Genomic DNA, 20,926 nt, shown 5'->3' with positions numbered 1-20,926 from the left:
ATCGCGGCGGCGGGGTGACGGTGGCAGCAGGGGAACCTTCCTCCCACCGATGGCAGCAGGGGAACTTTCCTCTCACCGGTGACAGGAAGGTTCCCCTGCTGCCATGCCGCCGGTCGTCTACCGGTCGCGGGTCCAGCGGTCGGTGGCGAGCTGGATGAGCAGGGCGGTGCGGACGTCGGGGTCGTCGAGGTCGACCGGTGCGATCTCGACCAGGCGCTTCATGCGGTAGCGGAACGTGTTGGGGTGCACGCGGAGCTCGTCGGCCGCCGCGCGCGGCCGTCCGGGGTGGCGTAGCCAGGCGTGCAGGGTGCTGAGGTAGTCGGTGCCCTGTGCGCGATCGTGCTCGCGCAGCAGTCGCAGCGGACCGAGAGCGCCGATCTCGGGTCCGGCGACGGAGGCGCGATGCACCACCACCCGGTGCCACACCTGCTCGTGCACCGCGACCGGGCCCCGAACCCGCCCGCCGCGCAGCAACCCGATCAGCTCCTCGGCTTCGGCTCGCGAGTCCGCCAGACCGCTCACCGGGGACGGGCCGCCGACTGCGATCAGCGGTCGATTGGGCGACCGGTCGTCCAGCAGCGCGGCGCGCAGCGCGGGCCATCCGGCGTCGTCGTCGGGGACCACCGCGTAGAGGAGCGTGCCGATCTCGGTCAGCAGGGGACGCTGTCCGACGCCGCGGTCGAGCCGTTCCCACGTCGACAACCGGTGCGCCTCGGCGGGTGCGTCGCCGGAGGCGACGTCGATGGCGACGACCCGGTGCGGCCGGTCGCGCACGGCGAGTTCGTCCGCCGCGGTCCGCCAACCCGCGCGGCCTTCCAGCAGCAACCGGACCTGTTCGGCGGTGCGCTGCCGTTCGGTGTCGGCGAGGGACCGCCAGCGCAGCAGTTGCAGCGCGACCAGCGGCGCGGTCTCGGCGAAGGCGGCCGCCCGTTCCTCGCCGACCTCGTCGGGGACCACCGCCCACATCGACCCGAGCAACTCGCCGCCCACCCGCAGCGCGACGACCAGGCGAGGCAGCGTGCCGTCCTGCTGGGCGGGTACGAAGATCGTCGCGCTGCCCTTGCTGAGCTGCCGGAACGTGCCGCGCGCCCGGAATTTCGCGAGCACGTCGGCGGGCTGGCCGCGTCCCATGATCGTCGACACCCGGGCCGGATCGATCATGTCCTGCCGCGCGGAGTACGCGAGCACCTGCGAGCGGGCGTCCTCGATGGTCACCGGCGCGTCCACCACCTCGGCGACCGCGTCGGCCAACCGGAACAGGTCGTCGCGCCCGCCGCCGCGCGGGTCGCCGTCCGATCCCTCGGCCAGCGCCGCGCGGACCAGCCACACCAGTTGGGCCCACGCGGTCCCGGAACGCACCTCGACCAGCGCGATCTCGGCCCGCTCCGCGGCCGCGACCACGGCCGGCCGCTCGGCCAGCGGTGGTTTGAGCAGCACCGCCGCCGCGTCGAGGTCAGCGCACGCGCGTACCAGTTCCGCGGCGTCGGCACCATCGGTGACCGCCACGCCCAGCACGAGATCCCCCGTTCCGGCGGATGGTCGCTCACCCGGTTCGGCGATGACCACGTCGGTGACGCGGCGCGTCGGGTCCGGAACGACCACCGGGCGCAGCAGGGCCGGGCTCATGCGATCGAGCAGCTCCCGGACGCCGCGCACCCCTGTCCCTTCCTCCGGCCCACCGGGCGGGAGGCATTGACACCCGGGCAGGCGCGATTATCGTTGCTGAGCACGTCGACAATCGCATATCGGCCGATGATCCCGGGCGGGAGAGCCCGTGGCCGCTCACCGAGCGCAACCACGGCGCCGAAGGAGCAAGACTCCCCGCACACTCTCAGGCACCCATGACCGTCCGGGCCAGGCAACTCTGGAAAGCGCGCGTCGACGAGGACGCCCACCCACGGTGCAAGCTGCTCGCGCGGCGAAGCTCTCAGGTTCCGAAACAGAGGGGGAGGCCCAGCACACCCGGGCACCCGCGTGCCCCTGAAGCGATGGAGCCTCCCGAGATGACGCTGCCTGCGAACCTGAGCTACACCGAAGAGCACGAGTGGATCGAGGACCGCGACGAGCTGGTCCGGATCGGCATCACCCAGCACGCGGCCGAGGCCCTCGGCGACATCGTGTACGTGCAGCTCCCCGACGTCGGCGACACGATCGAATCGGGCCAGTCCTGCGGCGAACTGGAGTCCACCAAGTCGGTCAGCGACCTGTTCGCGCCGGTGACCGGCGAGGTGGTCGCCGTCAACGAGGCGGTCGTGGACGATCCCGCGCTGGTCAACGCCGAGCCCTTCGGCAGCGGCTGGCTGCTCGAGGTGCGCGTCACCGCGAGCGGCCCGGTCCTCACCGCCGAGCAGTACGCCGAACTCATCGGCTGACCGGTTCCGGCCTGTTCGCGCGCGAGCAGGGGAACTTTCCTCCCACCGCTCGTGCGGCCGCGCGCGTCCGGCCTCGGTTGGCAGCAGGGGAACCTTCCTGTCACGGGTGAGAGGAAGGTTCCCCTGCTCGCACCTGCTCAGCCGATCCCGACCAGTTCGACCTCGAAGTGCAGGGTCGCGGCGGGCGGGATGACCGGCGGCACGCCGCGGTCGCCGTAGGCCTGGTGGGGCGGGACCACGAGCTTGCGGACGTCGCCGACGCGCATGCCGACGACGCCCTTGTCCCAGCCCTCGATGACGTGCCCTTCGCCGAGCGGGAACACCAGCGGCTCGCCGCGATCCCGCGACGAATCGAACTTGCTCCCGTCGGCCAGCGTGCCGACGTAGTGGACGTGCACGGTGTCGCCCGGCTTCGCCTCGGCGCCGTCGCCCGCGGTGACTTCCTCGATCTGCAGCTCGGCCATGCGGTACCTCCTCTGGTGCAGTCGGCACATCCGATCACACCTCGGCAGGGGCGGCGCGTCCGCGGCTGGTCGATTGTGCGCAGTTGAATTGCGCGCTCCCGTGATCTCGTGGAGTCCTCGGAGTCGCGCTGTCGCTGGACGCCCAACTGTGCTTCGCGCTCTACAGCGCGTCGCGGGCGTTCACGAACCTCTGCCGTCCGCTGCTCGACGGGCTCTCGCTCACCTACCCGCAGTACCTGGTGCTGCTCGTGCTGTGGGAGCGCGAGCAGTTTGTTCGCCGCCGGATACGCGGCCTGCTTCCACAGCGCGCTGCACTGGTCACGCGCAAGGAGGAGGTCCAGCTCACCGACTCGTCGGTCACGGCACGGGTCGGTATCGGCGACAACGGTGCCGACGGGTTCCAGCTCGGCGTGGCACTGGTCGTCTCGGTGCCCGGTGTGGAGCGCGAGCACGGGTAGCGGCTCGTCGAGAGGGCCGACTCGGTGTGCCCGTATTCCAATGCGGTGCGCGGCAACGTCGGCATTCGGCTCGAGGTCGCCTGCCGGTCCGGTTCGTCCGCTTCGGATGTGGCAGCAGGGGAACCTTCCTGTCACCGGTGACAGGAAAGTTCCCCTGCTGTCACCCCCGGTGGTTGCATGGCTATGCGCGGTGAGCAATAGTCATGTCCGGAGTCGGTGAGGGGGAGGACGCCCGTGGCGGTCGTCGAGTTCGCGCAGTGGCAGGCGTCGGCGTCGCCGACCGCGCGCCGGTTGCGCGAGGGTGCTGGGCTGCTGTCCGCGATGCTGCCCAGCGGCACGCCGGTCGCGGTGCCGGTGATGGAAGCCACCGGGGTCACGGGCGAGGGGGTGCACCACGTCGACGTGCTGGCCGCGAACCTCGCCGCCGCGCGGGTGGCGGTCGCCCAGGCGGGTGGCGGTCCGCTGATCACCGTCGGTGGCGACTGCGGCGTGGACCTCGCGCCGGTGGAGGCGGCGCACCGCCGCCACGGCGCGGGCTTGGCGGTGGTGTGGTTCGACGCCCACGCCGATCTGAACACGCCGCGGTCCTCGCCGTCGGGGGCGTTCAACGGCATGGTGCTGCGCACGCTGCTGGGCGAGGGCCCGTCCGGGTTGCTGCCGGAGAACCCGCTGGCCCCTTCGCAGGTCGTGCTGGCCGGGACCCGGGACCTCGACCGGGGCGAGATCGACTGCATCGACGCGCGCGGGATCTCGGTGGTGCCGCCGGAGCAGGTGGCGCGCCCGGACGCGGTGGGCGACGCCGTGCGGGCGGGGACCACGGCGGTGCACCTGCACGTGGACCTCGACGTGCTGGATCCGGACATCGTCGGCTCGGTGGGCACGCCGGTGCCCGGCGGGTTGACGGCCGACGAGCTGCTGTCGTCCGTCGCGGCGCTGGCCGCCCGGTTCGCGGTCGCCGGGCTGACGATCGCGGAGTACCAGCCGACGGATTCGCGGGACCAGGACCTGCTGACCGGATTGGTGCCGAAGCTGGTGTGCTCGGCCGGGTTGGCGTAGCGGTGGGTCAGGACAGCGCGACGTAGACCAGGCCGCAGAACCCGACCAGGCAGGCCAGCGCGGTCAGCGCCGCGGGCAGCCTGCCGTCGGGCAGCGGCTGGTCGGCGCGCACGCTGCGGTCGACGCGGAGGTGCCTGCGCCAGGCGAAGCCGGCCACGCCGACGGCCAGCGGCAGGGTCGCTGCCGCGCAGAGGGCGGCGGCGAGGGCGCTGGCGTGCACGATGAGCCGCAGCAGCACCAGCATCCCGACGGTGAAGGCCAGCGCGGTGCGCAGCCAGGCGAGCGTGGTGCGCTCCACCTGGAGCCCGGGGTCCCAGGGGCCGAGCACGTCAGAACCCGGTGACCAGCAGCAGCACGCAGGCGGCCAGCCCGATGACGCCGAGCCCGTAGCCCAGTACCGGGGCGAGCCGGGGCGCGGGCAGCGAGCCGCCCCGGCGCAGCGCGCGTTCGGTGTTCATCCAGCGGGTGAACGCGGTGGCGGCGCACAGCACCCCGCCGAGCAGCAGCAGCACGGCCAGGGCGGTGCGCAGCGGTTCCGGCGCGGGGCTGACCGCGTTGAGCGCTTCGACGCCGACCCCGGCGGCCATGAGCGCGAGCGCGGTGCGGATCCACGCCAGGAAGGTGCGCTCGTTGGCCAGGGTGAAGCGGGCGTCGGGTTCCTCGCCGGACTCGTAGAGCCGCCGTGGCCAGCGGGAACCGGATGGTGCGTCGGACATGCCCCCACGCTAGCCGTACCGGTGCCGGGCCTCGGCCCGGCACCGGAACCGGTCAGAAGGCGAAGACCTCGCCGGTGCTCGACGTCGCGACGCAGTCGTTGGAGAACGTCTGCTCGAACGAGACCGGCTTGCCGCGCCAGGTGCCCTGGGCGGTGACCGTCACCGGCTGGTAGATCAGCGGGCACATCTTGGCCGGGCGGGACTCGGCCAGCGCGGTGAGGTCGCCCCGCACCCCGGCCAGGTCGGTGCAGGCCGCCTCGGCCTTGGGGTGGGTGCCGCCCGCCGGATCGCAGGTGAGCAGGGCGGTCCGGAGTGCTGCGCCGGGCTCCGCGGTGCTGCCGACGGCCTCGCCGTGCACGGCGAGGCGCAGCGCGCTGACCGGTTCGGGGGACGCCGCCGCCGGTGCGGCGGCGACTCCGGCGAGCGCCGCCGTGGCGAGCAGCGTGCGGCCGATCAGCCGTGGTGCAGGCATGTCGTGGTTCCTCCAGGTCGATGTGAGCGGATTCGCCTCTACTTATCGCCCCGGTCGCCCACTTCGTCGCAGGAATGTCGCGAGAACACCATTTCGTGTGACACGCGAACCGGTCTTGATTACCGGGCGTGCGTGAAATCGGCGGGCCTTCGCTCGAAAGAACCGGTCTCCGGCGAGCGGGCATCGAGTACCTTCCCGGAAGCCGGACGTGATCACCGGCACGGGAGGGAGGACCGATGGCGACGACGCCGTTGGCCCCGGACCGCACCGCCGTGCGGAAGGCGGCGTTCGCCAGCGCCGTCGGCAACACGATCGAGCTCTACGACTTCCTGATCTACGGCACCGCCGCCGCGGTGGTGTTCAACCACCTGTTCTTCCCCGCCGGCGACCCGTGGGTCGGCGCGCTGCTGGCCTTCGCCACCTTCGGCGCCGGGTTCTTCGCCCGCCCGCTCGGGGCCGCGGTCATCGGCCACTTCGGCGACCTCGTCGGCCGCAAGCGGATGCTGGTGATCACCCTCGGCGTCACCGGGGCGTGCACCGCGGCGATCGGCGTGCTGCCGACCTACCAGGAGGTCGGGGTGTGGGCACCGCTGATGCTGGTGGTGCTGCGCCTGGTGCAGGGATTCTTCCTCGGCGGCGAGCAGGGCGGGGCGGTGCTGATGGCCGTGGAGCACGCGCCGCCGCACCGGCACGGCTGGTACGGCGGGTGGACGTTCCTCGGGTCACCGGCCGGGATGTTCCTGGCCACCGGCGTGTTCGCGGCGGCGGGTGCGGTCTCCGGCGACCAGTTCCTGGTGTGGGGCTGGCGGATCCCGTTCCTGCTCAGCCTGGTCCTCGTCGGGGTCGGTCTCTACGTGCGGCTGCGGCTGGCCGAGAGCCCGGAGTTCGCCCGCATCCGGGAACGCGGCGAGCGCGCCCGCACCCCGGTGGCCGAGGTGTTCACCGGGGCCTGGCGGCAGGTCCTGCTCGCCGCCGGGGTCAACCTCGGCTTCAACACGTTCATCTTCATCCTCACCACGTTCCTGCTGACCTACGGCACCGAGGCGCTCGGCGCCCCGCGCGACCTGATGCTGCTGGGCAGCCTGTGCGGGTCGGCCGCGCAGATCGCCGGGATCCTGCTGTTCGCGCACTTGTCGGACCGGCTCGGCCGGACCCGGGTGATGCTCGGCGGCGGGATCTTCCTCGCGCTCTACGCGCTGCCGATGTTCCTGCTGCTCGACACCGCCGAACCGGCGTTGATCGTGCTGGCGATGTGCCTGGGCTACGCCGGATCGGCCGCGGTGTTCGGCCCGATGGCGGCGTTCTGCGCGGAGCTGTTCCCGACCCGGGTCCGCTACACCGGGGTGTCGCTGGGGTACCAGAGCGGGTCGGTGCTCGGCGGTGGGCTCTCGCCGTTCGTGGCGACGGCGCTGCTCGGCCTCGCGGGCGGGGCGTCCTGGCCGATCGCCGCCTACCTCGTCGGCGGGGCGCTGGTCACCGTGGTGTGCCTGGTCATCACGGGCGATCCGCGGCGCTGGGCCCGGGAGTGACCGGCCACCGACCCGGTGCGGTCAGACGTGGTCCCGGATGACCCCGTTCACGGCCTGCTGGAAGCCGTTGACCAGTACCTGGATGGTCAGCGGCCGGAGCTGGTCGGTGACCTCGCGGACCCGCTCGCGCTCCTGCTCGGGCCGGCCGGCCTCGACGTAGGGGCGCAGCACGTTGGCGACGAACAGCTCGCGCAGCTCGGTGGCGATCTGGGTGGTGTGGGAGTCGACGATCTCCTTGGCGCGCACCAGCATGTCCAGCGGCAGCCCGAGGTCCAGGATCTGCAGGCCGAAGCCGAGCATCGCCGGGTTGGGCAGCCGCAGCCGCTCGTCGTCGGGGATGCGGGCCAGCACGCCGAGTTCCACGAGCTGGTCGATCCGGTCGTCGTCGAGGTGCCTGCCGCAGCGGCGGTCGAGCTCGTGGCGGTCGAGGTCCTCGCTGTGCTCGTCGGTCCACGGCGCGATCAGCGCGCGGTGCAGCGCCAGCTCGTCGGGACCGGCGTCGGCGGGGATGCGTTCCAGGTGCCGTTCGATCGCCGACAGCGTGAACCCCAGCGCCTGCAGGTCCCGGACGAGGTCGAGCCGGGCCAGGTGCTCGGCGCCGTAGACGCCGAGCCTGCCGCGCAGCCGGGGCGGGGGCAGCAGCCCGCGCGAGGCGTAGAACCGCACCGTGCGCACGGTGATCCCGGCGCGCTGGGCCAGTTCGTCGATGGTCAGCTCGGCGTCGGCGGTACGGAGCATGGCCGCCACGCTACTCCTTGACCGCTGTGACACCAACGGTGTAACACTGATCGCGTCGCATCGGTGCGGACCGGAGGTGGGCGATGGGCGGCGGACCGCTGGCCGGGATCAAGGTCGTGGAGCTGGCCGGGATCGGTCCCGCCCCGTTCTGCGCGATGCTGCTCGCCGACCTGGGCGCCGACGTCGTCCGCGTCGACCGGCCCGGCGCGGGCAGCGACCGCCACGACCTGCTCAACCGGGGCAAGCGCTCGGTGGTCGTGGACCTCAAGCAGGAGCGCGGTCCCGCCGCCGTGCGCGCCCTCGCCGCCCGCGCCGACGTCCTGCTCGAAGGGCTGCGGCCCGGGGTGGCCGAACGCCTCGGCGTCGGCCCGCAGGACTGCGCCCGGGACAACCCGGCGCTGGTCTACGGGCGGATGACCGGGTGGGGGCAGGACGGCCCGCTGGCCAGCACCGCCGGGCACGACGTGGACTACATCGCGCTGACCGGGATGCTGCACGCGATCGGCCGCGAAGGCGGGCCGCCGCAGGTCCCGGCGAACCTGCTCGGCGACTTCGGCGGCGGCGCGCTGTACCTGGCCGTCGGGGTGCTCGCCGCGCTGCTGGAAGCCCGCGGCAGCGGTCGCGGGCAGGTCGTCGACGCCGCGATCGTCGACGGCGCCGCGCACCTCGGGTCGATGCTGTTCGGCTTCCTGGCCGCGGGCGGCTGGAGCACCCGGCGCGGCACCAACCTGCTCGACACCGGGGCGCCCCACTACGACGTCTACGAGACCGCCGACGGCGAGCACGTCGCGGTCGGCGCGCTGGAACCGAAGTTCTACGCGGCCCTGCTCGACGGGCTCGGGCTCACCGGCGAGGTGCCCGACCGCGACGACCCGGCGAACTGGCCCGCGCTGCGCGAGCGGTTCGCCGCCGAGTTCCGGCGGCGAACCCGGGACGAATGGGCCCAGGTCTTCGCGGGCACCGACGCGTGCGTCGCGCCGGTGCTGTCCATGGCCGAAGCCGCCGACCACCCGCACGTGGCGGCCCGCGGCACCCTCACCGAGCGCGACGGGGTCCGCCAGCCCGCCGCCGCACCCCGGTTCAGCCGGACCCCGAACGCGCCACCGGGCCCGGTCGCCGCGCCCGGCGCCCACGCCGCCGAGGTGGCGCGGGACTGGGACGTGCCCGCCGACCTGCTCGATCCGACCCCGGGAGCGTGACCCCATGCGCAGGGAGATCTTCGAACCCGAGCACGATGCCTTCCGCGAGGCGGTGCGGACCTTCATCAGCAAGGAACTCGCCCCGCACGTCGAGCAGTGGGAGCACGACGGCGTGGTCAGCCGGGAGGCGTGGCGGGCCGCGGGCGCGCAAGGGCTGCTCGGCTTCGCCGTCGAGGAGCGCTACGGCGGGGGCGGCATCGACGACTTCCGGTTCAACACCGTCTTCGACGAGGAGCTCGCCCACGCCGGGATCTCCGGCTTCGGCTCCCCGCTGCACAACGACATCGTGGCGCCCTACCTGACGTCGCTGGCCACCGAGGAGCAGAAGCAGCGCTGGCTGCCCGGGTTCTGCTCCGGCGAGCTGATCACCGCCATCGCGATGACCGAACCCGGCGCGGGCAGCGACCTCCAGGGCATCCGCACCAGCGCGGTCCGCGACGGCGACGACTTCGTGCTCAACGGGCAGAAGACCTTCATCACCAACGGCATCCTCGCCGACCTGGTGATCGTGGTGGCCCGCACCGACCCGGACGCCGGGCACGAGGGGATCAGCCTGCTGGTCGTCGAACGCGGCATGCCCGGCTTCGAACGCGGCCGCAACCTCGACAAGATCGGGATGAAGGCGCAGGACACCGCCGAGCTGTTCTTCTCCGACGTGCGCGTCCCGGCCGCCAACCTGCTCGGCGAGCAGGGCCAGGGCTTCATCCACCTGATGCGCAACCTCCCGCAGGAACGGCTGTCCATCGCCGTCGCCGCGGCCGCCGCCGCGGCCACCGTGCTGGAGCTGACCACCGAGCACTGCCGCACCCGCACCGCGTTCGGCCGCCCCATCGGCAAGTTCCAGAACACCCGCTTCGCGCTCGCCGAGATGGCCACCGAGGTGCAGGTTGCCCGCGAGTTCACCGACCGCTGCATCCGCGAGCACGTGCGCGGCGAGCTCGGTGTGGAGCACGCCGCGATGGCCAAGTGGTGGGTCAGCGAGATGAACCAGCGCGTCGTGGACCGCTGCCTGCAACTGCACGGCGGCTACGGCTACATGTCCGAGTACCCGATCGCCAAGGCGTTCCTGGACGCGCGGGTGCAGACCATCTACGGCGGCACCACCGAGATCATGAAGGAGATCATCGGGCGCACCATGGGCTTGTAGCCGCCGCGAGCTGCTCGTCAGCGCCGCGCACCGCCGGTACGCTGCCAGGCACGCCCCGGAGGGGAGACGGCTTTGGACTGGATCGTCGCACCGGACCGCGACGGGCGGGGCCTGCCCGACGTCGTGCCCTCGCTGCTGGGCGCGCTGGGCGTCGACGGGTGCACCGACACCATCGGGTTCCCGGAATGCCGCAGCGCGGCCGTGCTGCTGGTCGACGGGATGGGCTGGGAGCTGCTGCGGGAGCACGCCGCCGACGCGCCGTACCTGGCCTCGCTGCTCGGCGCCCCGCCGCTGACCGCCGGGTTCCCGACCACCACCGCCACCAGCATCACCTCGCTGGGCACCGGGCGCTGCGCCGGGGAGCACGGCGTCGTCGGCTACACCTTCGCCGAACCCGGCGGCGGCCTGCTGCACCCGCTGAGCTGGTCCACCCACGGCACCGCCGAGGACGCCGCCGGGCACCGCCGCAGCCTGCTGCGCCGCTGGCCACCGGAACGCGCCCAACCCGAGCCGACCGCGATGGACCGGGCCGCCGCGGCCGGGATCGACGTCCGCATCGCCGTGCCCGCCGACTTCCACGACACCGGCTTGACCCGGGCCGCCCTGCGCGGCGCCCGGTTCCGCGGCACCCACGCGCTCGGCGACCTGGCCGCCGAACTGCTCACCGCCCTCCACGCGGACGGGCCCGCGCTCTGCTACGGCTACCACGGCCACCTCGACATGCTCGGCCACCAGCACGGCCCCGGCTCGCTGCCGTGGCGGTTGCAACTCGCGCAGGTCGACCGGCTCGTCGCCGCGGTCGCCGAGCGGCTGCCCGCCTCGGCGGTGCTGGCCGTGGTCGCCGATCACGGCATGGTCGGCATCGACCGCGAGCAGGTGCTCGACGCCGACCGCGAACCCGCGCTGCGCGAGGGCGTCCGGCTGCTCGGCGGCGAGGTCCGGGCCCGCCACGTCTACGCCGAACCCGGCGCGCGCGAGGACGTCCTCGCCGCCTGGCGCGAGACCATCGGCGACCGGGGCGCGGTGCTCACCGGCGAGCAGGCCATCGACGAGGGCTGGTTCGGCCCCGTGGTCACCGACGACGTCCGGCCGCGCATCGGCGACGTGCTCGCGGTGATGCGCGAGTCCGGGGTGATCCGGTCCGTCGTCGAACCCGGTGAGTCCTCGCTGCGCGGGCAGCACGGCTCGCTGACCGCCGCCGAACAGCTCGTGCCGGTGCTCATCGCCGGAGGCCGCGGATGACCGACGCGGGCGTCTTCGGACCGGACACCGTCACCTGGCAGCTGCACGCCGACCCGGCCATGTGGGTCGCCGGGATCGCCAGCCTGCACCTGCAGGCGCTGCACCCGCGCGCGGTCGCCGGGGTGGTGCAGAACTCCCGCTTCCAGGCCGACCCGCTCGGCAGGCTGCTGCGCACCAGCGGTTTCGTCGGCGTCAGCACCTACGGCACCCGCGAGGAGGTCGAGCGCGCCGCGGCGCGGGTGCGCCGCGTGCACCGGGTGCTCACCGCCGTCGACCGGCGCGACGGCAGCACCATCCGGCTCGACGAACCCGACCTGCTGCGCTGGGTGCACTGCGCCGAGGTCGCCATGTTCGCCGCCGTCGTCCGGCGCGCCGGATTCCCGCTCACCGACCGGCTCTGCGACCGTTACTTCGACGAGCAGCGCCGCAGCGCCGCACTCGTCGGGCTCGACCCCGCCGACGTGCCCGGATCGCGCCGGGAGATGGCCGCCTACTTCGCCGAGGTGCGACCGCAGCTGCGGCGCACCGCGGACGCCGACCTCGTGCGCCGCTTCCTGCACCACCCGTTCACCGGGGCCCGCGCGTGGCCGGTGAACCTCGGCTACCGCCCCGTCGGGCACCTGGCGTACTCGGCGCTGCCCGGGTGGGCCCGGCGGCTGCACGGCCAGCGCGCCTATCCGGGGGCGGCCACCACCGCCGGTCTGGTCGCGCTCCGCTCGGCCGGGCTCGCCATCCCCGCCGAGCTCCGGCGCCGGAAGCCGCACGGCCAGCTCCACCGCGCCGTGCGCCGGCTCGGTCCCGGTGCCGTGCCCTCCGCCCGTCGGTTGTCCCGGCTGGGCGGATGACAGGAAGGTTCCCCTGCTGTCACGGGTGACAGGAAGGTTCCCCTGCTGTCACGGGTGACAGGAAGGTTCCCCTGCTGTCACGGGTGACAGGAAGGTTCCCCTGCTGTCACCCATGACAGGAAGGTTCCCCTGCTGTCATCCTCACTGCCGGAGCAGCAGGGAAGAGCCGTCGGTGAAGTCGACCCGGGCGAACGGGGCGCCGCTGAACGTGCGCCCGAGCAGTTCGTCGCGCACGCCGCGCACCACCGACGGCGGTGCTTCCCACCAGGTCACCAGCGATGTCTCCAGCCCGCGCACCGGGGCCGGTGGCGGCAGCCGGTCCGGCGGCACGTCGGTGTACCGGGCCGGGATGACGACGGCGATCCGCTGCGCGGTGGCCACCAGCCAGGCGTAGCCGTTCCCGGCGGTGAGCAGGTCCGCGACCCGCGCGGCGGCGTCTTCGGCGCGGCTCGCCGTGGCCCAGCCGCGCACGCCGTGGTCGTGCACCCACTCGTCGCCCAGGTAGCCGTGCTCGGTGACCAGTTCGGACGGGCGGAGGTAGCTGTCGGAGACCTCCTGGGTGCAGCGCGGCACCGGGCCCGGCGGCTCGTGCGGGACGGAGGTCCGCCCGGCCACGGTGGACACCAGGAAGCCGGGCCGCCGTTCGAAGATCCGCTCGAAGGTCTCGCCCGGCCGGAGCCAGGTGTGCTCGGCGACCTGCGCCAGGTCGGCGGGGCGGGCTACCACCGGGCCTCCTCTCCGCGCACGAGGCGCAGGACCCGGTCCGGGTCGGCGCCACCGGGCACGTCCAGCTCCAGCGCGGAGCCGTCGTCGAAACCGATCCGCAGGTACTTCCCGCGGCGGTTCTCGCCGTCGTAGCCGAGCCCGCGGAAAGTCCGGTCCACCACGTCGAACCCGGAGATCCGGTCGGTGGCCACGCAACCCCGCTCGACGACTTCCGGGGTCCTCGTCCGCCCCTGGTGGTCGAAGTACCGCCCGCGCGTGTTGTGCGTGGAGCCCAGGGTCCCGGCGAAGTCCTCGGCGAGGCTGTACACCGCGCCCGCGTACGTGCGCACGGCGTCGAAAGCACCGGCGCCGGCGGGATTCTCGGCAACCTCCAGCACGGCGAGCCGTCCTGGTGTCGCGACCACGATGCCCGGATCGCGTCCGGTGATGCCGGTGCCGTCCGTCCCGGTCAGCCGCACCGCGAGCGAATCGACGACGCGGGCCGTGACGATGGCGGACGGTACGGCGCGCTGGTCGGCGTTCTCCTCGGCGTTGAACGAGGACCACGCGCTGAGCCGAGCGGGCATGGCCCCCACCTGGAATGCGGCGCGGGTGAGCAGGTTGCGCTGCTTCTTCCCGTGCTCGGTCAGGCCGCGCACCTCGAACAGCGGTACCCGGAACGGGTCCAGGAACGACCACAGGATCGGCTCGCCCGGTTCGCACCACCACGACCGGGCGCTGAGCACGAGGTGTTCCACGCGGCCACCTTCCTACTGCCGGATCAACAGCGACGAGCCGTCGCTAAAGTGTAGGCGGGCGAACGGCGTCCCAGTGAGGGTGCGCCCGTGCCGCTCGTCGCGGATGCCGCGCAGCGCCCCGATCGGCGCTTCCCACCAGGTGTGGAGCGTCGGCCCGGGCACCAGCGGATCGGCGAGTTTGCGCGGTGTTTCCTCCAGCGCTCCTTCTCCGGGCGGGGCGACGACCGCGATGCGGTGCGAGGTGATGACCAGCCAGCCGTAGCCGTTCGCCGCCGTGAGCATGTCGGCGACCAGGACCGCGTGCTGGCCGGGTGCGTCAGCGATCGCCCATCCGCGCAGGCTCGGGTCGTGCGCCCATTCGTCGCCGACGTGCTGACCGTTGACGACGAGGTCCGACGGGTGACCGAAGCCTTCTTCGCGGGGGCGGGGGTAATCCGGAACGGGATTGAGCGGGGTGTGCGGCAGCGTCGTTCGCCCGCTGACGGTCGAGGCGAACAGCCCGGGGTAGTGCGGAAGGATCCGGCCGAAAGATTCACCGGGGTGCAGCCAGGGGTGCTGCGCGAGGGTCGGCTGGCGCAGGCTGGGTGGCCCGACGCTGGGGCTACCGACACCATCATGAGCCATCCGCATGATGCGTTCGTGGTCGGGATTGTCCGCGACGAGCAGGTCGAGGTGTGAACCATCGGTAAAGGTGATCCGCAGGTAGTCGCCGTTACGGTGCTCGTCCTCGTAGCCGAGTCGGCGGAACTTGCGGGAAACTATCTCGGTCCGTTCGACCTGTTCCGCCGGGACGCTCGCCTTCTCCCGGACTTTCAAGGTGTGGGTCTTTCCGCCGTGATGGAAGTTCCTGCCCTTGGAATTGATGGTGCTGTCCATCGTCCCGGCGTAGTCGTAGAACAACCGGTACACAGGACCGGTGTACTTGGCGATGTTCGCCTCGATGCGCTCTATGATGTCCGGATCGGCGGGGTTCGGTGCTTCCAAGAACGCCAAGCGGTCCGGGGTCGCGATGAGCACGCCCAAGTCCTCACCGGGAGACCGTTCGGCGCCGGTCGCGCACATCCGCACGGCCAAGTCGTCCTTGCTGCGCCCCGTGATCACGGCGCTCGGCCTGCTCCGATAGTCCGCCTGTTCCGACCCTCCGGAGAACGCCGCGCTGACCCGTTTCGGTACGGCTGCGACTTGGAAGGCGGCGCGGACGAGGGAGCTGCGCTTGGGGGTGCCGTGCTCGTTGAGCCCGCGCACCTCGAACAGCGGGACATGGAACGGATCGACGAACGCCCACAGGAACGGTTGGCCGTCGCGGTACAGCCATGCGCGTGCGCTGAGCACGAGGAATTCCACGTCGAGATGCATCGGGTCCCGTTCCGGAGATCAGAGCAGGTGTGTCGCCGCGAAAGCGGAGTCAGCGCGTGGGCGCCACCGTCACGAGAAACCCCGCTCCTGGGTGGCCTGCCGCTCCTCCGGTGTGATCTCACCGTTCAACCGCTGGTCGGCTTCGTTGTACATCTCCTTGGGAATCTGCTTGACGGCATAGCCTTCGGCGGTTTCCATCGCGCCCGCTCCGACGGCCTTGCCGATGGTGTACTCGCCACCGAGTACGGCGCCGAGGCCCTTGCCCGCAAGGTTCGCCGCCAGAGCTTCCTCACCCGTCTTGTGCAGGTCGTTGCGCCCCATGAAGACGTTCTTCGTCTTTGACGTGCCGAATTCGCCTAGCTTGTTGCCGTTCGGGTCGACGATGTCCTCCATCTTGCCCTTGGAGACCATGTTGGCCATGCGCCGCCCCCAAAAGCCGCTTTCGCGCATGCGGCTCAGGATCTCTTCCAGCTTCTTCAGCAGCTTGTAGAGCTTGGCCTGGACCTTGGCGACCTGGGTGGCGATGCGGCCGCCGGTGATGCCGACCGAGGCGGTGGTGGTGGCGCCCGCGGCGCCGACGGAGGCGCCCGCGGTGATCCAGGACGCGGCGAGCGCGGCGAGCCACTGGATGATCAGGCTGATGATCAACTCGGTGATGATGTTGATGAACAGCTCGACGAACATGTCGAAGAGGTCCGCGGCGTTGTCGAGGGCGTCCTTGAGCCCGCGCACGTCCTCGGCCAGCGCCTTGGAGCCGTCACCGAACTCGGTCATCTGCTTGCGGAAGGCGTCGCCGTCGGCGCCGACCCAGCTGGACGCGGTGGCCTCGGCGCGCTGCTTCTCCTGGTCGCCGACCTCGTCGAGCCACTGCGCGACCTGCTCCCAGCCCTTGCCGGTGGCGCGCATCTGCTCGGGGTCGCCGACGGCCTGTTCGGCGATCTCGATCAGCGGGCTCAGCACGATGGAGACCAGGAAACCCAGCCCGTTGTCGAGGAACGCCTGACCCGGGTTCTGCATCAGTTCGAGCTGCTGCTGGCGGGCCGAGATGACCGCGGAGGTCCACTCGGGTGCCGACGAGCCGTCGGCGAGGTTGCCCGCGTTGGTGTTGGCCGCTGCGTCGCGCACGCCGTAGGCCGCGTTGGCGGCGCTGGAACCGCGGGTCAGTGCCTGCTCGGCCCAGTTCTTGGTGGTCGGCCGGTCCGCGTTGAGGTCGGCGAAGGTGCCGGGCCCGTTCGGGGTGGTCATCCGCCCAGCTCCTGTCCGATCTGGTTCAGCGACTCGCTGATTCGCTGCTCGTTGTCCGCGTAGTCCTTGACGGTGTCGTCCAGGGCCTGCTTGGTGCCGGTCAGGAACTCCTTGGCCTTGCCCGACATCTCCTGGCAGCTCTGGAGCGTCTCGAAGTACTTGTCGCTGAACCCGATGGCGTTGCCGATGGGGCCGAAGCACTGGTCGTCCGTGCGTGCCTGTTCGAGGAGCTGTTCGAGCTGCCCGAACTTGTCCGCCAGGCTCTCGCTGCCCGCGCCGTGCGCGGTCAGCGTCTCCGGGTTCATCTGCAGGTTGCCGCCCACATCGGCCTCCGATCAGCGCGGGAACGAACGGGTCTCATCTTCTCCCGACGCAGCTCCCGGCGCGGCGGTTCCGAGCAATTCGCGGGCTCGGTCGTCGTTGTGTCGTGCGGCACACTGAGGTGGTCGACGCGGGAACCTTGTCGACCTCTTGTATCTATGTTGTCGACGACCTAGTGTTCCCGTGAGCCGGAACAGTGCTTCCGCAGAACGGAAACCGGAGGCTGACGATGCAGGCGCTCGATCCCCTCCGCCCCTCGACCTCGTGGTGCGGCGGTTCCGCGACGTCCTCCCGCCCGAGGCCGTGATCACCGACCCGCAGCGGTTGCGCACCTACGAGTGCGACGGGCTGGCCAGCTACCGGGTGGTGCCCGCCGCGGTCGTGCTGCCCGAGACCGCCGAGCAGGTCCGCGGCATCGTCGCGACCTGCGCCGAGCACCAGGTGCCGTTCGTCGCGCGCGGTTCCGGTACCGGCCTGTCCGGCGGCGCCCTCCCGCACGCCGAGGGCGTGCTGGTGGTGACCTCCCGGATGCGCGCCATCCGGGAGATCGACCTGGCCAACGAGCGCGCCGTGGTCGAACCCGGCGTGATCAACCTCGACGTCACCGGGGCCGTCGCCGCCGACGGCTACTACTTCGCGCCCGACCCCTCCAGCCAGCAGGTGTGCTCGGTCGGCGGCAACGTCGCGGAGAACTCCGGGGGCGCGCACTGCCTCAAGTACGGGTTCACCACCAACCACATCCTCGGCCTCGAGGTGGTCACCCCCGACGGGGAGCTGGTGCGGCTCGGCGGCGACGCCCGCGACGCCCCCGGCTACGACCTGCTCGGCGCGTTCATCGGCAGCGAGGGCACCCTCGGCATCGTCACCGGCATCACCGTGCGGCTGATGCGCTCGCCGGAGTCGGTGCGGACGCTGCTCGCCGGGTTCGACTCCACCGACGGGGCCGGGGCCGCGGTCTCGGCGATCATCTCCGCCGGGGTCACCCCCGCCGCCGTCGAGATGATGGACGCGCTGGCCATCGAGGCCGCCGAGCAGGCCGTGGCCTGCGGTTACCCCGAAGGGGCGGGCGCGGTGCTGGTCGTCGAACTCGATGGTCCGGCCGACGAGGTGGAGCACACCTTCGCCGAGGTCGAGCGGCACTGCCGGGAGCACGGCGCCTTCGAAGTCCGGGTCGCCGCCGACGACGCCGAGCGCGCGATGATCTGGAAGGGGCGCAAATCCGCCTTCGCCGCCGTCGGCCGGATCAGCCCCGACTACATCGTGCAGGACGGGGTGATCCCGCGGACCGCGCTGTCCGAGGTCCTGGGCCGGATCGCCCGGCTCTCCGCCGAATCCGGGGTGCGCGTGGCCAACGTCTTCCACGCCGGGGACGGCAACCTGCACCCGCTGGTGCTCTTCGACGGTGCCGAACCGGGTGCCGCCGAACGCGCCGAAGAGGTCTCCGGTGCCATCCTCGACCTGTGCATCGAGCACGGCGGCTCGATCACCGGCGAGCACGGCGTCGGCGCCGACAAGGTCAAGTACATGGGGCGGATGTTCACCCCCGACGACCTCGACACCATGCAGCGGGTGCGCTGCGCCTTCGACCCGGCCGGGATCTGCAACCCCGGCAAGGTCTTCCCGACCCCCAGGCTGTGCGGCGAGGTCCCCGGACCGCGCCGCGGCGTGCACCCCCTCACCGAAGCCGGATTGGCGGACCAGTTCTGATGAGCACCACACGGGACGCCCTGGTCGCCGCGCTCGGCGCCGACCGGGTGCGCGACGCGGGCCCGGACGACGAGGTGGCCGGGGCGCGGCCGCGGTGGGTCGCCTCGGTGGACTCCACCGCGAGCACCGCGCAGGCGATGACCACCGCCGCCGAGCACGGGCTGCGGGTGGTCGCGCGCGGCTCCGGCAGCGCGCTCGACCGCGGCGGACCACCGACCGGCCTCGACCTGCTGCTGGACCTGTCCGCGGTCACCGGCGTCGTCGAGCACGCCGCGGGCGACCTCGTGGTCCGCGTCGCCGCGGGCACCCCGCTGGCCGAGGTGCAGCGCGTGGTCGGCGCCGCCGGGCAGCAGCTCGCCCTCGACGCCCCCGCGCCGACCAGCACCGTCGGCGGCATCATCGCCACCGGTGCCGCCGGCCCGGGCGCGCACCTCTACGGCGGCGTCCGCGACCTGCTCATCGGCATCACCGTCGTGCGCGCCGACGGCACCCCGACCACCTCCGGCGGCAAGGTCGTCAAGAACGTCGCGGGCTACGACCTCGGCAAGCTCTACACCGGGTCGTTCGGCACCCTCGGGGTGATCACCGAAGCCGTGTTCCGGCTGCACCCGCTGGCCGCCGAGCACCGCTGGATCCGCACCCGCACCACCGACCCGGGCGGCGCCACCGCGCTGCTGCGGCGCTCCCAGGCCGTGCCCACCGCCATCGAACTCGACCGGCCCGACCCGCACGGCCCCACCGAGGTCTGCGCGCACCTCGAAGGCGGCTCCGGCGCCACCGACGCCCGGGCCCGCGCGCTGGCCGCCGAACTCGGCCCCGACGCCGAGGTGCTCGACCGCGCCCCCGACTGGTGGGGCGCGCCGCTCCCCGGCACCGCGCTGCGGCTCGGCGCCGCACCCGCCCGGCTGGGGGCCCTGCTCGACGACCTCGCCGCGCTCGCCCCGGAGGCCGCCGTGCGCGGCTCCGCCGGACGCGGCGTGCTGCACGCCGGACTGCCCGGCACCACCGACCTCGCCGCGCGGGTCGGCGCGCTCCGGGACCGCTGCGACTACGTCGTCGTCGAACGCGACCCGCACGCCGACGTCGACCCGTGGGGCCCGATCGCACCCGGCGCGCTCGCCCTGATGCGCCGCACCAAGGACCAGTTCGACCCGGAGCACCGGCTGGCCCCCGGCCGGTTCGTCGGAGGGATCTGACATGACCGACGCCTTCCACGCCGCCAGCAAGGGCGAGCTCATCGACGACTGCGTGCACTGCGGGTTCTGCCTGCCGTCCTGCCCCACCTACGAGTTGTGGGGCGAGGAGATGGACTCGCCGCGCGGGCGGATCCACCTCATGAAGCAAGGGCTCGAAGGCGAACCGCTGACCGACAACGTCGTCGAGCACTACGACGCCTGCCTCGGCTGCATGGCCTGCGTGACCGCCTGCCCCTCCGGCGTCCAGTACGGCGCGCTGATCACCGACACCCGCGCCGAGGTCGAACGCCACCATCGGCGGTCGCGCTGGGAACGGGTGCTGCGCGGCGGCATCTTCGCGCTGTTCCCGCACCCGAAGCGGCTGCGCGCGCTGCGCGGTCCGCTCGCCCTCTACCAGCGGCTCGGGATCGGTCGGCTGCTGCACCGCTCCGGCTTGCTGCGGCGGCTGCCCGCCCAGTTGCAGGTGATGGAATCGCTGGCACCGCCGGTCGGCCGCACCCCACGCCTCGGCCACCGGGTGCCCGCGCGCGGGCCGAAGCGCGCAGTCGTCGGCATGATCACCGGCTGCGTGCAGAGCGCGTTCTTCCCCGACGTCAACGCCGCCACCGCGCGCGTCCTCGCCGCCGAGGGCTGCGACGTCGTCATCCCGCCCGCCCAGGGCTGCTGTGGTGCGCTCAGCGAGCACTCCGGCCGGGAGGAAGAGGCGATCCGGTTCGCCCGTGCCCTGCTCGACACCTTCGACCGCGCCGACGTCGACCACGTCGTGATCAACTCCGCCGGCTGCGGCTCCACCCTCAAGGAGTACCCGCGGCTGCTGCGCGACGATCCCGCCTACCGGGAGAAGGCCGAGCGGTTCTCCGCCAAGGTGCGCGACATCGCCGAGCTGCTCGTCGAACTCGGCCCCGTCGCGCAGCGCCACCCGCTGCCCGTCGAGATCGCCTACCACGACGCCTGCCACCTCGCCCACGGCCAAGGCATCCGGTCCCAGCCGCGGGAGCTGCTGCGCGGCATCCCCGGGCTCGAACTCCGGGAGATCAACCGCGCCGAGCTGTGCTGCGGCTCGGCCGGCGTCTACAACCTGCTGCAACCCGGGCCCGCCCGCGAACTCGGCGACCGCAAGGCCGACAACGTGCTGCGCACCGGCGCCCGGCTGCTCGTCACGGCCAACCCCGGGTGCTCGATGCAGATCCGCACCGCCCTGGAGCGGCGGGAGGAGCGGCTCGCCATGGCCCACACCGTCGAGGTCCTCGACGCCTCCCTCCGCGGCCTCGACGTCTCGGGGTTGCTCGGGCGGGGATGACAGCAGGGGAACTTTCCTGTCACCGGTGACAGCAGGGGAACCTTCCTGTCACCAGGGCGCGGGGGCGCGGGTGCCGGCACGGGGTGGTGGCAGCAGGGGA

Annotated in this window: 22 protein-coding genes, 1 pseudogene and 2 riboswitches; of the genes and pseudogenes, 12 read left to right on the top strand and 11 right to left on the bottom strand. The window is 72.6% G+C overall.

Going from position 1 to position 20,926, the window contains the following annotated elements:
• Nucleotides 1-117: 117 nt before the first annotated feature.
• The gene (locus ACQP0T_RS23165; RefSeq protein ID WP_433869955.1) at nt 118-1,656 is read right to left on the bottom strand and encodes a PucR family transcriptional regulator; all 1,539 of its coding nucleotides are present in this window, start codon (nt 1,654-1,656) and stop codon (nt 118-120) included.
• Between the two features lie 97 nt (nt 1,657-1,753).
• Nucleotides 1,754-1,858, top strand: a riboswitch (glycine riboswitch).
• A riboswitch (glycine riboswitch) is annotated at nt 1,859-1,953 on the top strand.
• A 50-nt stretch (nt 1,954-2,003) separates the two neighbouring features.
• On the opposite strand from ACQP0T_RS23165, the gene gcvH reads away from it, so the two are divergent.
• The gene (gcvH, locus tag ACQP0T_RS23160) at nt 2,004-2,372 is read left to right on the top strand and encodes a glycine cleavage system protein GcvH (protein WP_433869954.1); all 369 of its coding nucleotides are present in this window, start codon (nt 2,004-2,006) and stop codon (nt 2,370-2,372) included.
• Nucleotides 2,373-2,509: 137 nt separating this feature from the next.
• Here the strand turns inward: gcvH and ACQP0T_RS23155 are convergent, their stop codons facing one another.
• Nucleotides 2,510-2,836 (bottom strand): FKBP-type peptidyl-prolyl cis-trans isomerase, encoded by a 327-nt coding sequence (locus ACQP0T_RS23155; RefSeq protein WP_345367530.1) that lies wholly within the window; start codon nt 2,834-2,836, stop codon nt 2,510-2,512.
• 128 nt (nt 2,837-2,964) lie between these two features.
• On the opposite strand from ACQP0T_RS23155, the pseudogene ACQP0T_RS23150 reads away from it, so the two are divergent.
• The 3 genes and pseudogenes from ACQP0T_RS23150 to ACQP0T_RS23140 form a co-directional block, all read left to right on the top strand.
• Nucleotides 2,965-3,096: pseudogene (locus ACQP0T_RS23150) on the top strand (MarR family transcriptional regulator); the annotation flags it as partial.
• Nucleotides 3,076-3,294 (top strand): hypothetical protein, encoded by a 219-nt coding sequence (locus tag ACQP0T_RS23145; RefSeq protein WP_433869953.1) that lies wholly within the window; start codon nt 3,076-3,078, stop codon nt 3,292-3,294. The pseudogene ACQP0T_RS23150 and the gene ACQP0T_RS23145, both read left to right, overlap by 21 nt.
• Before the next feature lie 234 nt (nt 3,295-3,528).
• Nucleotides 3,529-4,350: an arginase family protein gene (locus ACQP0T_RS23140; protein ID WP_433869952.1), complete on the top strand. Its 822-nt coding sequence runs from the start codon at nt 3,529-3,531 to the stop codon at nt 4,348-4,350.
• Between the two features lie 7 nt (nt 4,351-4,357).
• On the opposite strand, the gene ACQP0T_RS23135 is transcribed toward ACQP0T_RS23140, so the two are convergent.
• From ACQP0T_RS23135 to ACQP0T_RS23125, 3 genes are read right to left on the bottom strand one after another with little or no spacing between them, the layout of a single operon-like run.
• The gene (locus ACQP0T_RS23135; RefSeq protein WP_433869951.1) at nt 4,358-4,678 is read right to left on the bottom strand and encodes a DUF202 domain-containing protein; all 321 of its coding nucleotides are present in this window, start codon (nt 4,676-4,678) and stop codon (nt 4,358-4,360) included.
• A gap of 1 nt (nt 4,679) precedes the next feature.
• Entirely contained in the window at nt 4,680-5,066 is a 387-nt protein-coding gene (locus ACQP0T_RS23130; RefSeq protein ID WP_433869950.1) for a YidH family protein, read from the bottom strand.
• Nucleotides 5,067-5,118: 52 nt separating this feature from the next.
• Nucleotides 5,119-5,538, bottom strand: a complete 420-nt coding sequence (locus tag ACQP0T_RS23125; protein WP_433869949.1) for an SSI family serine proteinase inhibitor — start codon at nt 5,536-5,538, stop codon at nt 5,119-5,121.
• Between the two features lie 236 nt (nt 5,539-5,774).
• Between ACQP0T_RS23125 and ACQP0T_RS23120 the strand changes: the two genes are divergently transcribed.
• Entirely contained in the window at nt 5,775-7,067 is a 1,293-nt protein-coding gene (locus ACQP0T_RS23120) for an MFS transporter (protein WP_433869948.1), read from the top strand.
• A 21-nt stretch (nt 7,068-7,088) separates the two neighbouring features.
• On the opposite strand, the gene ACQP0T_RS23115 is transcribed toward ACQP0T_RS23120, so the two are convergent.
• Complete coding sequence (locus ACQP0T_RS23115) at nt 7,089-7,805, bottom strand: MerR family transcriptional regulator (RefSeq protein WP_433869947.1); 717 nt, start codon at nt 7,803-7,805, stop codon at nt 7,089-7,091.
• An 83-nt stretch (nt 7,806-7,888) separates the two neighbouring features.
• Between ACQP0T_RS23115 and ACQP0T_RS23110 the strand changes: the two genes are divergently transcribed.
• From ACQP0T_RS23110 to ACQP0T_RS23095, 4 genes are all read left to right on the top strand, one after another.
• The gene (locus tag ACQP0T_RS23110) at nt 7,889-9,004 is read left to right on the top strand and encodes a CaiB/BaiF CoA transferase family protein (protein WP_433869946.1); all 1,116 of its coding nucleotides are present in this window, start codon (nt 7,889-7,891) and stop codon (nt 9,002-9,004) included.
• Nucleotides 9,005-9,008: 4 nt separating this feature from the next.
• Nucleotides 9,009-10,151, top strand: coding sequence for an acyl-CoA dehydrogenase family protein (locus ACQP0T_RS23105; RefSeq protein WP_433869945.1), 1,143 nt, complete (start codon nt 9,009-9,011; stop codon nt 10,149-10,151).
• A 72-nt stretch (nt 10,152-10,223) separates the two neighbouring features.
• On the top strand, nt 10,224-11,393 hold the full coding sequence (locus ACQP0T_RS23100) for an alkaline phosphatase family protein (protein WP_433869944.1): 1,170 nt from the start codon (nt 10,224-10,226) through the stop codon (nt 11,391-11,393).
• Nucleotides 11,390-12,238, top strand: coding sequence for an oxygenase MpaB family protein (locus ACQP0T_RS23095; protein WP_433869943.1), 849 nt, complete (start codon nt 11,390-11,392; stop codon nt 12,236-12,238). Before ACQP0T_RS23100 ends, ACQP0T_RS23095 begins: the two co-directional genes overlap by 4 nt.
• Nucleotides 12,239-12,379: 141 nt before the next feature.
• Here the strand turns inward: ACQP0T_RS23095 and ACQP0T_RS23090 are convergent, their stop codons facing one another.
• The 5 genes from ACQP0T_RS23090 to ACQP0T_RS23070 all read right to left on the bottom strand — a co-directional run bounded on the left by ACQP0T_RS23090 (nt 12,380) and on the right by ACQP0T_RS23070 (nt 16,625).
• Entirely contained in the window at nt 12,380-12,964 is a 585-nt protein-coding gene (locus ACQP0T_RS23090) for a hypothetical protein (protein ID WP_345367554.1), read from the bottom strand.
• Nucleotides 12,958-13,701, bottom strand: coding sequence for a hypothetical protein (locus tag ACQP0T_RS23085; RefSeq protein ID WP_433869942.1), 744 nt, complete (start codon nt 13,699-13,701; stop codon nt 12,958-12,960). The genes ACQP0T_RS23090 and ACQP0T_RS23085 overlap by 7 nt, the downstream gene beginning before the upstream one ends.
• Before the next feature lie 12 nt (nt 13,702-13,713).
• Nucleotides 13,714-15,057, bottom strand: coding sequence for a hypothetical protein (locus ACQP0T_RS23080; RefSeq protein WP_433869941.1), 1,344 nt, complete (start codon nt 15,055-15,057; stop codon nt 13,714-13,716).
• Between the two features lie 69 nt (nt 15,058-15,126).
• Nucleotides 15,127-16,302, bottom strand: coding sequence for a WXG100 family type VII secretion target (locus tag ACQP0T_RS23075; protein WP_433869940.1), 1,176 nt, complete (start codon nt 16,300-16,302; stop codon nt 15,127-15,129).
• On the bottom strand, nt 16,299-16,625 hold the full coding sequence (locus ACQP0T_RS23070; RefSeq protein ID WP_345367564.1) for a hypothetical protein: 327 nt from the start codon (nt 16,623-16,625) through the stop codon (nt 16,299-16,301). Before ACQP0T_RS23070 ends, ACQP0T_RS23075 begins: the two co-directional genes overlap by 4 nt.
• Nucleotides 16,626-16,887: 262 nt before the next feature.
• On the opposite strand from ACQP0T_RS23070, the gene ACQP0T_RS23065 reads away from it, so the two are divergent.
• Genes ACQP0T_RS23065 through ACQP0T_RS23055 form a run of 3 tightly spaced genes read left to right on the top strand, consistent with a single transcriptional unit; the run spans nt 16,888 to nt 20,826 of the window.
• Entirely contained in the window at nt 16,888-18,330 is a 1,443-nt protein-coding gene (locus tag ACQP0T_RS23065) for an FAD-linked oxidase C-terminal domain-containing protein (protein ID WP_433869939.1), read from the top strand.
• Nucleotides 18,330-19,526 carry an FAD-binding oxidoreductase gene (locus tag ACQP0T_RS23060; RefSeq protein ID WP_433869938.1) on the top strand — a complete coding sequence of 399 codons (1,197 nt, stop codon included), beginning with the start codon at nt 18,330-18,332 and terminating at the stop codon, nt 19,524-19,526. The genes ACQP0T_RS23065 and ACQP0T_RS23060 overlap by 1 nt, the downstream gene beginning before the upstream one ends.
• 1 nt (nt 19,527) lies before the next feature.
• A complete protein-coding gene (locus tag ACQP0T_RS23055; protein WP_433869937.1) occupies nt 19,528-20,826 on the top strand; it encodes a (Fe-S)-binding protein in 1,299 nt (432 codons plus the stop codon).
• Nucleotides 20,827-20,926: the final 100 nt, after the last annotated feature.

It is taken from the genome of Saccharopolyspora sp. CA-218241 (genome assembly GCF_050954615.1).
Classification (GTDB): Bacteria; Actinomycetota; Actinomycetes; order Mycobacteriales; family Pseudonocardiaceae; genus Saccharopolyspora; species Saccharopolyspora cebuensis.
Note: the sequence above shows the minus strand (reverse complement) of the source record. Positions and strands in the feature narration are given on the sequence as shown.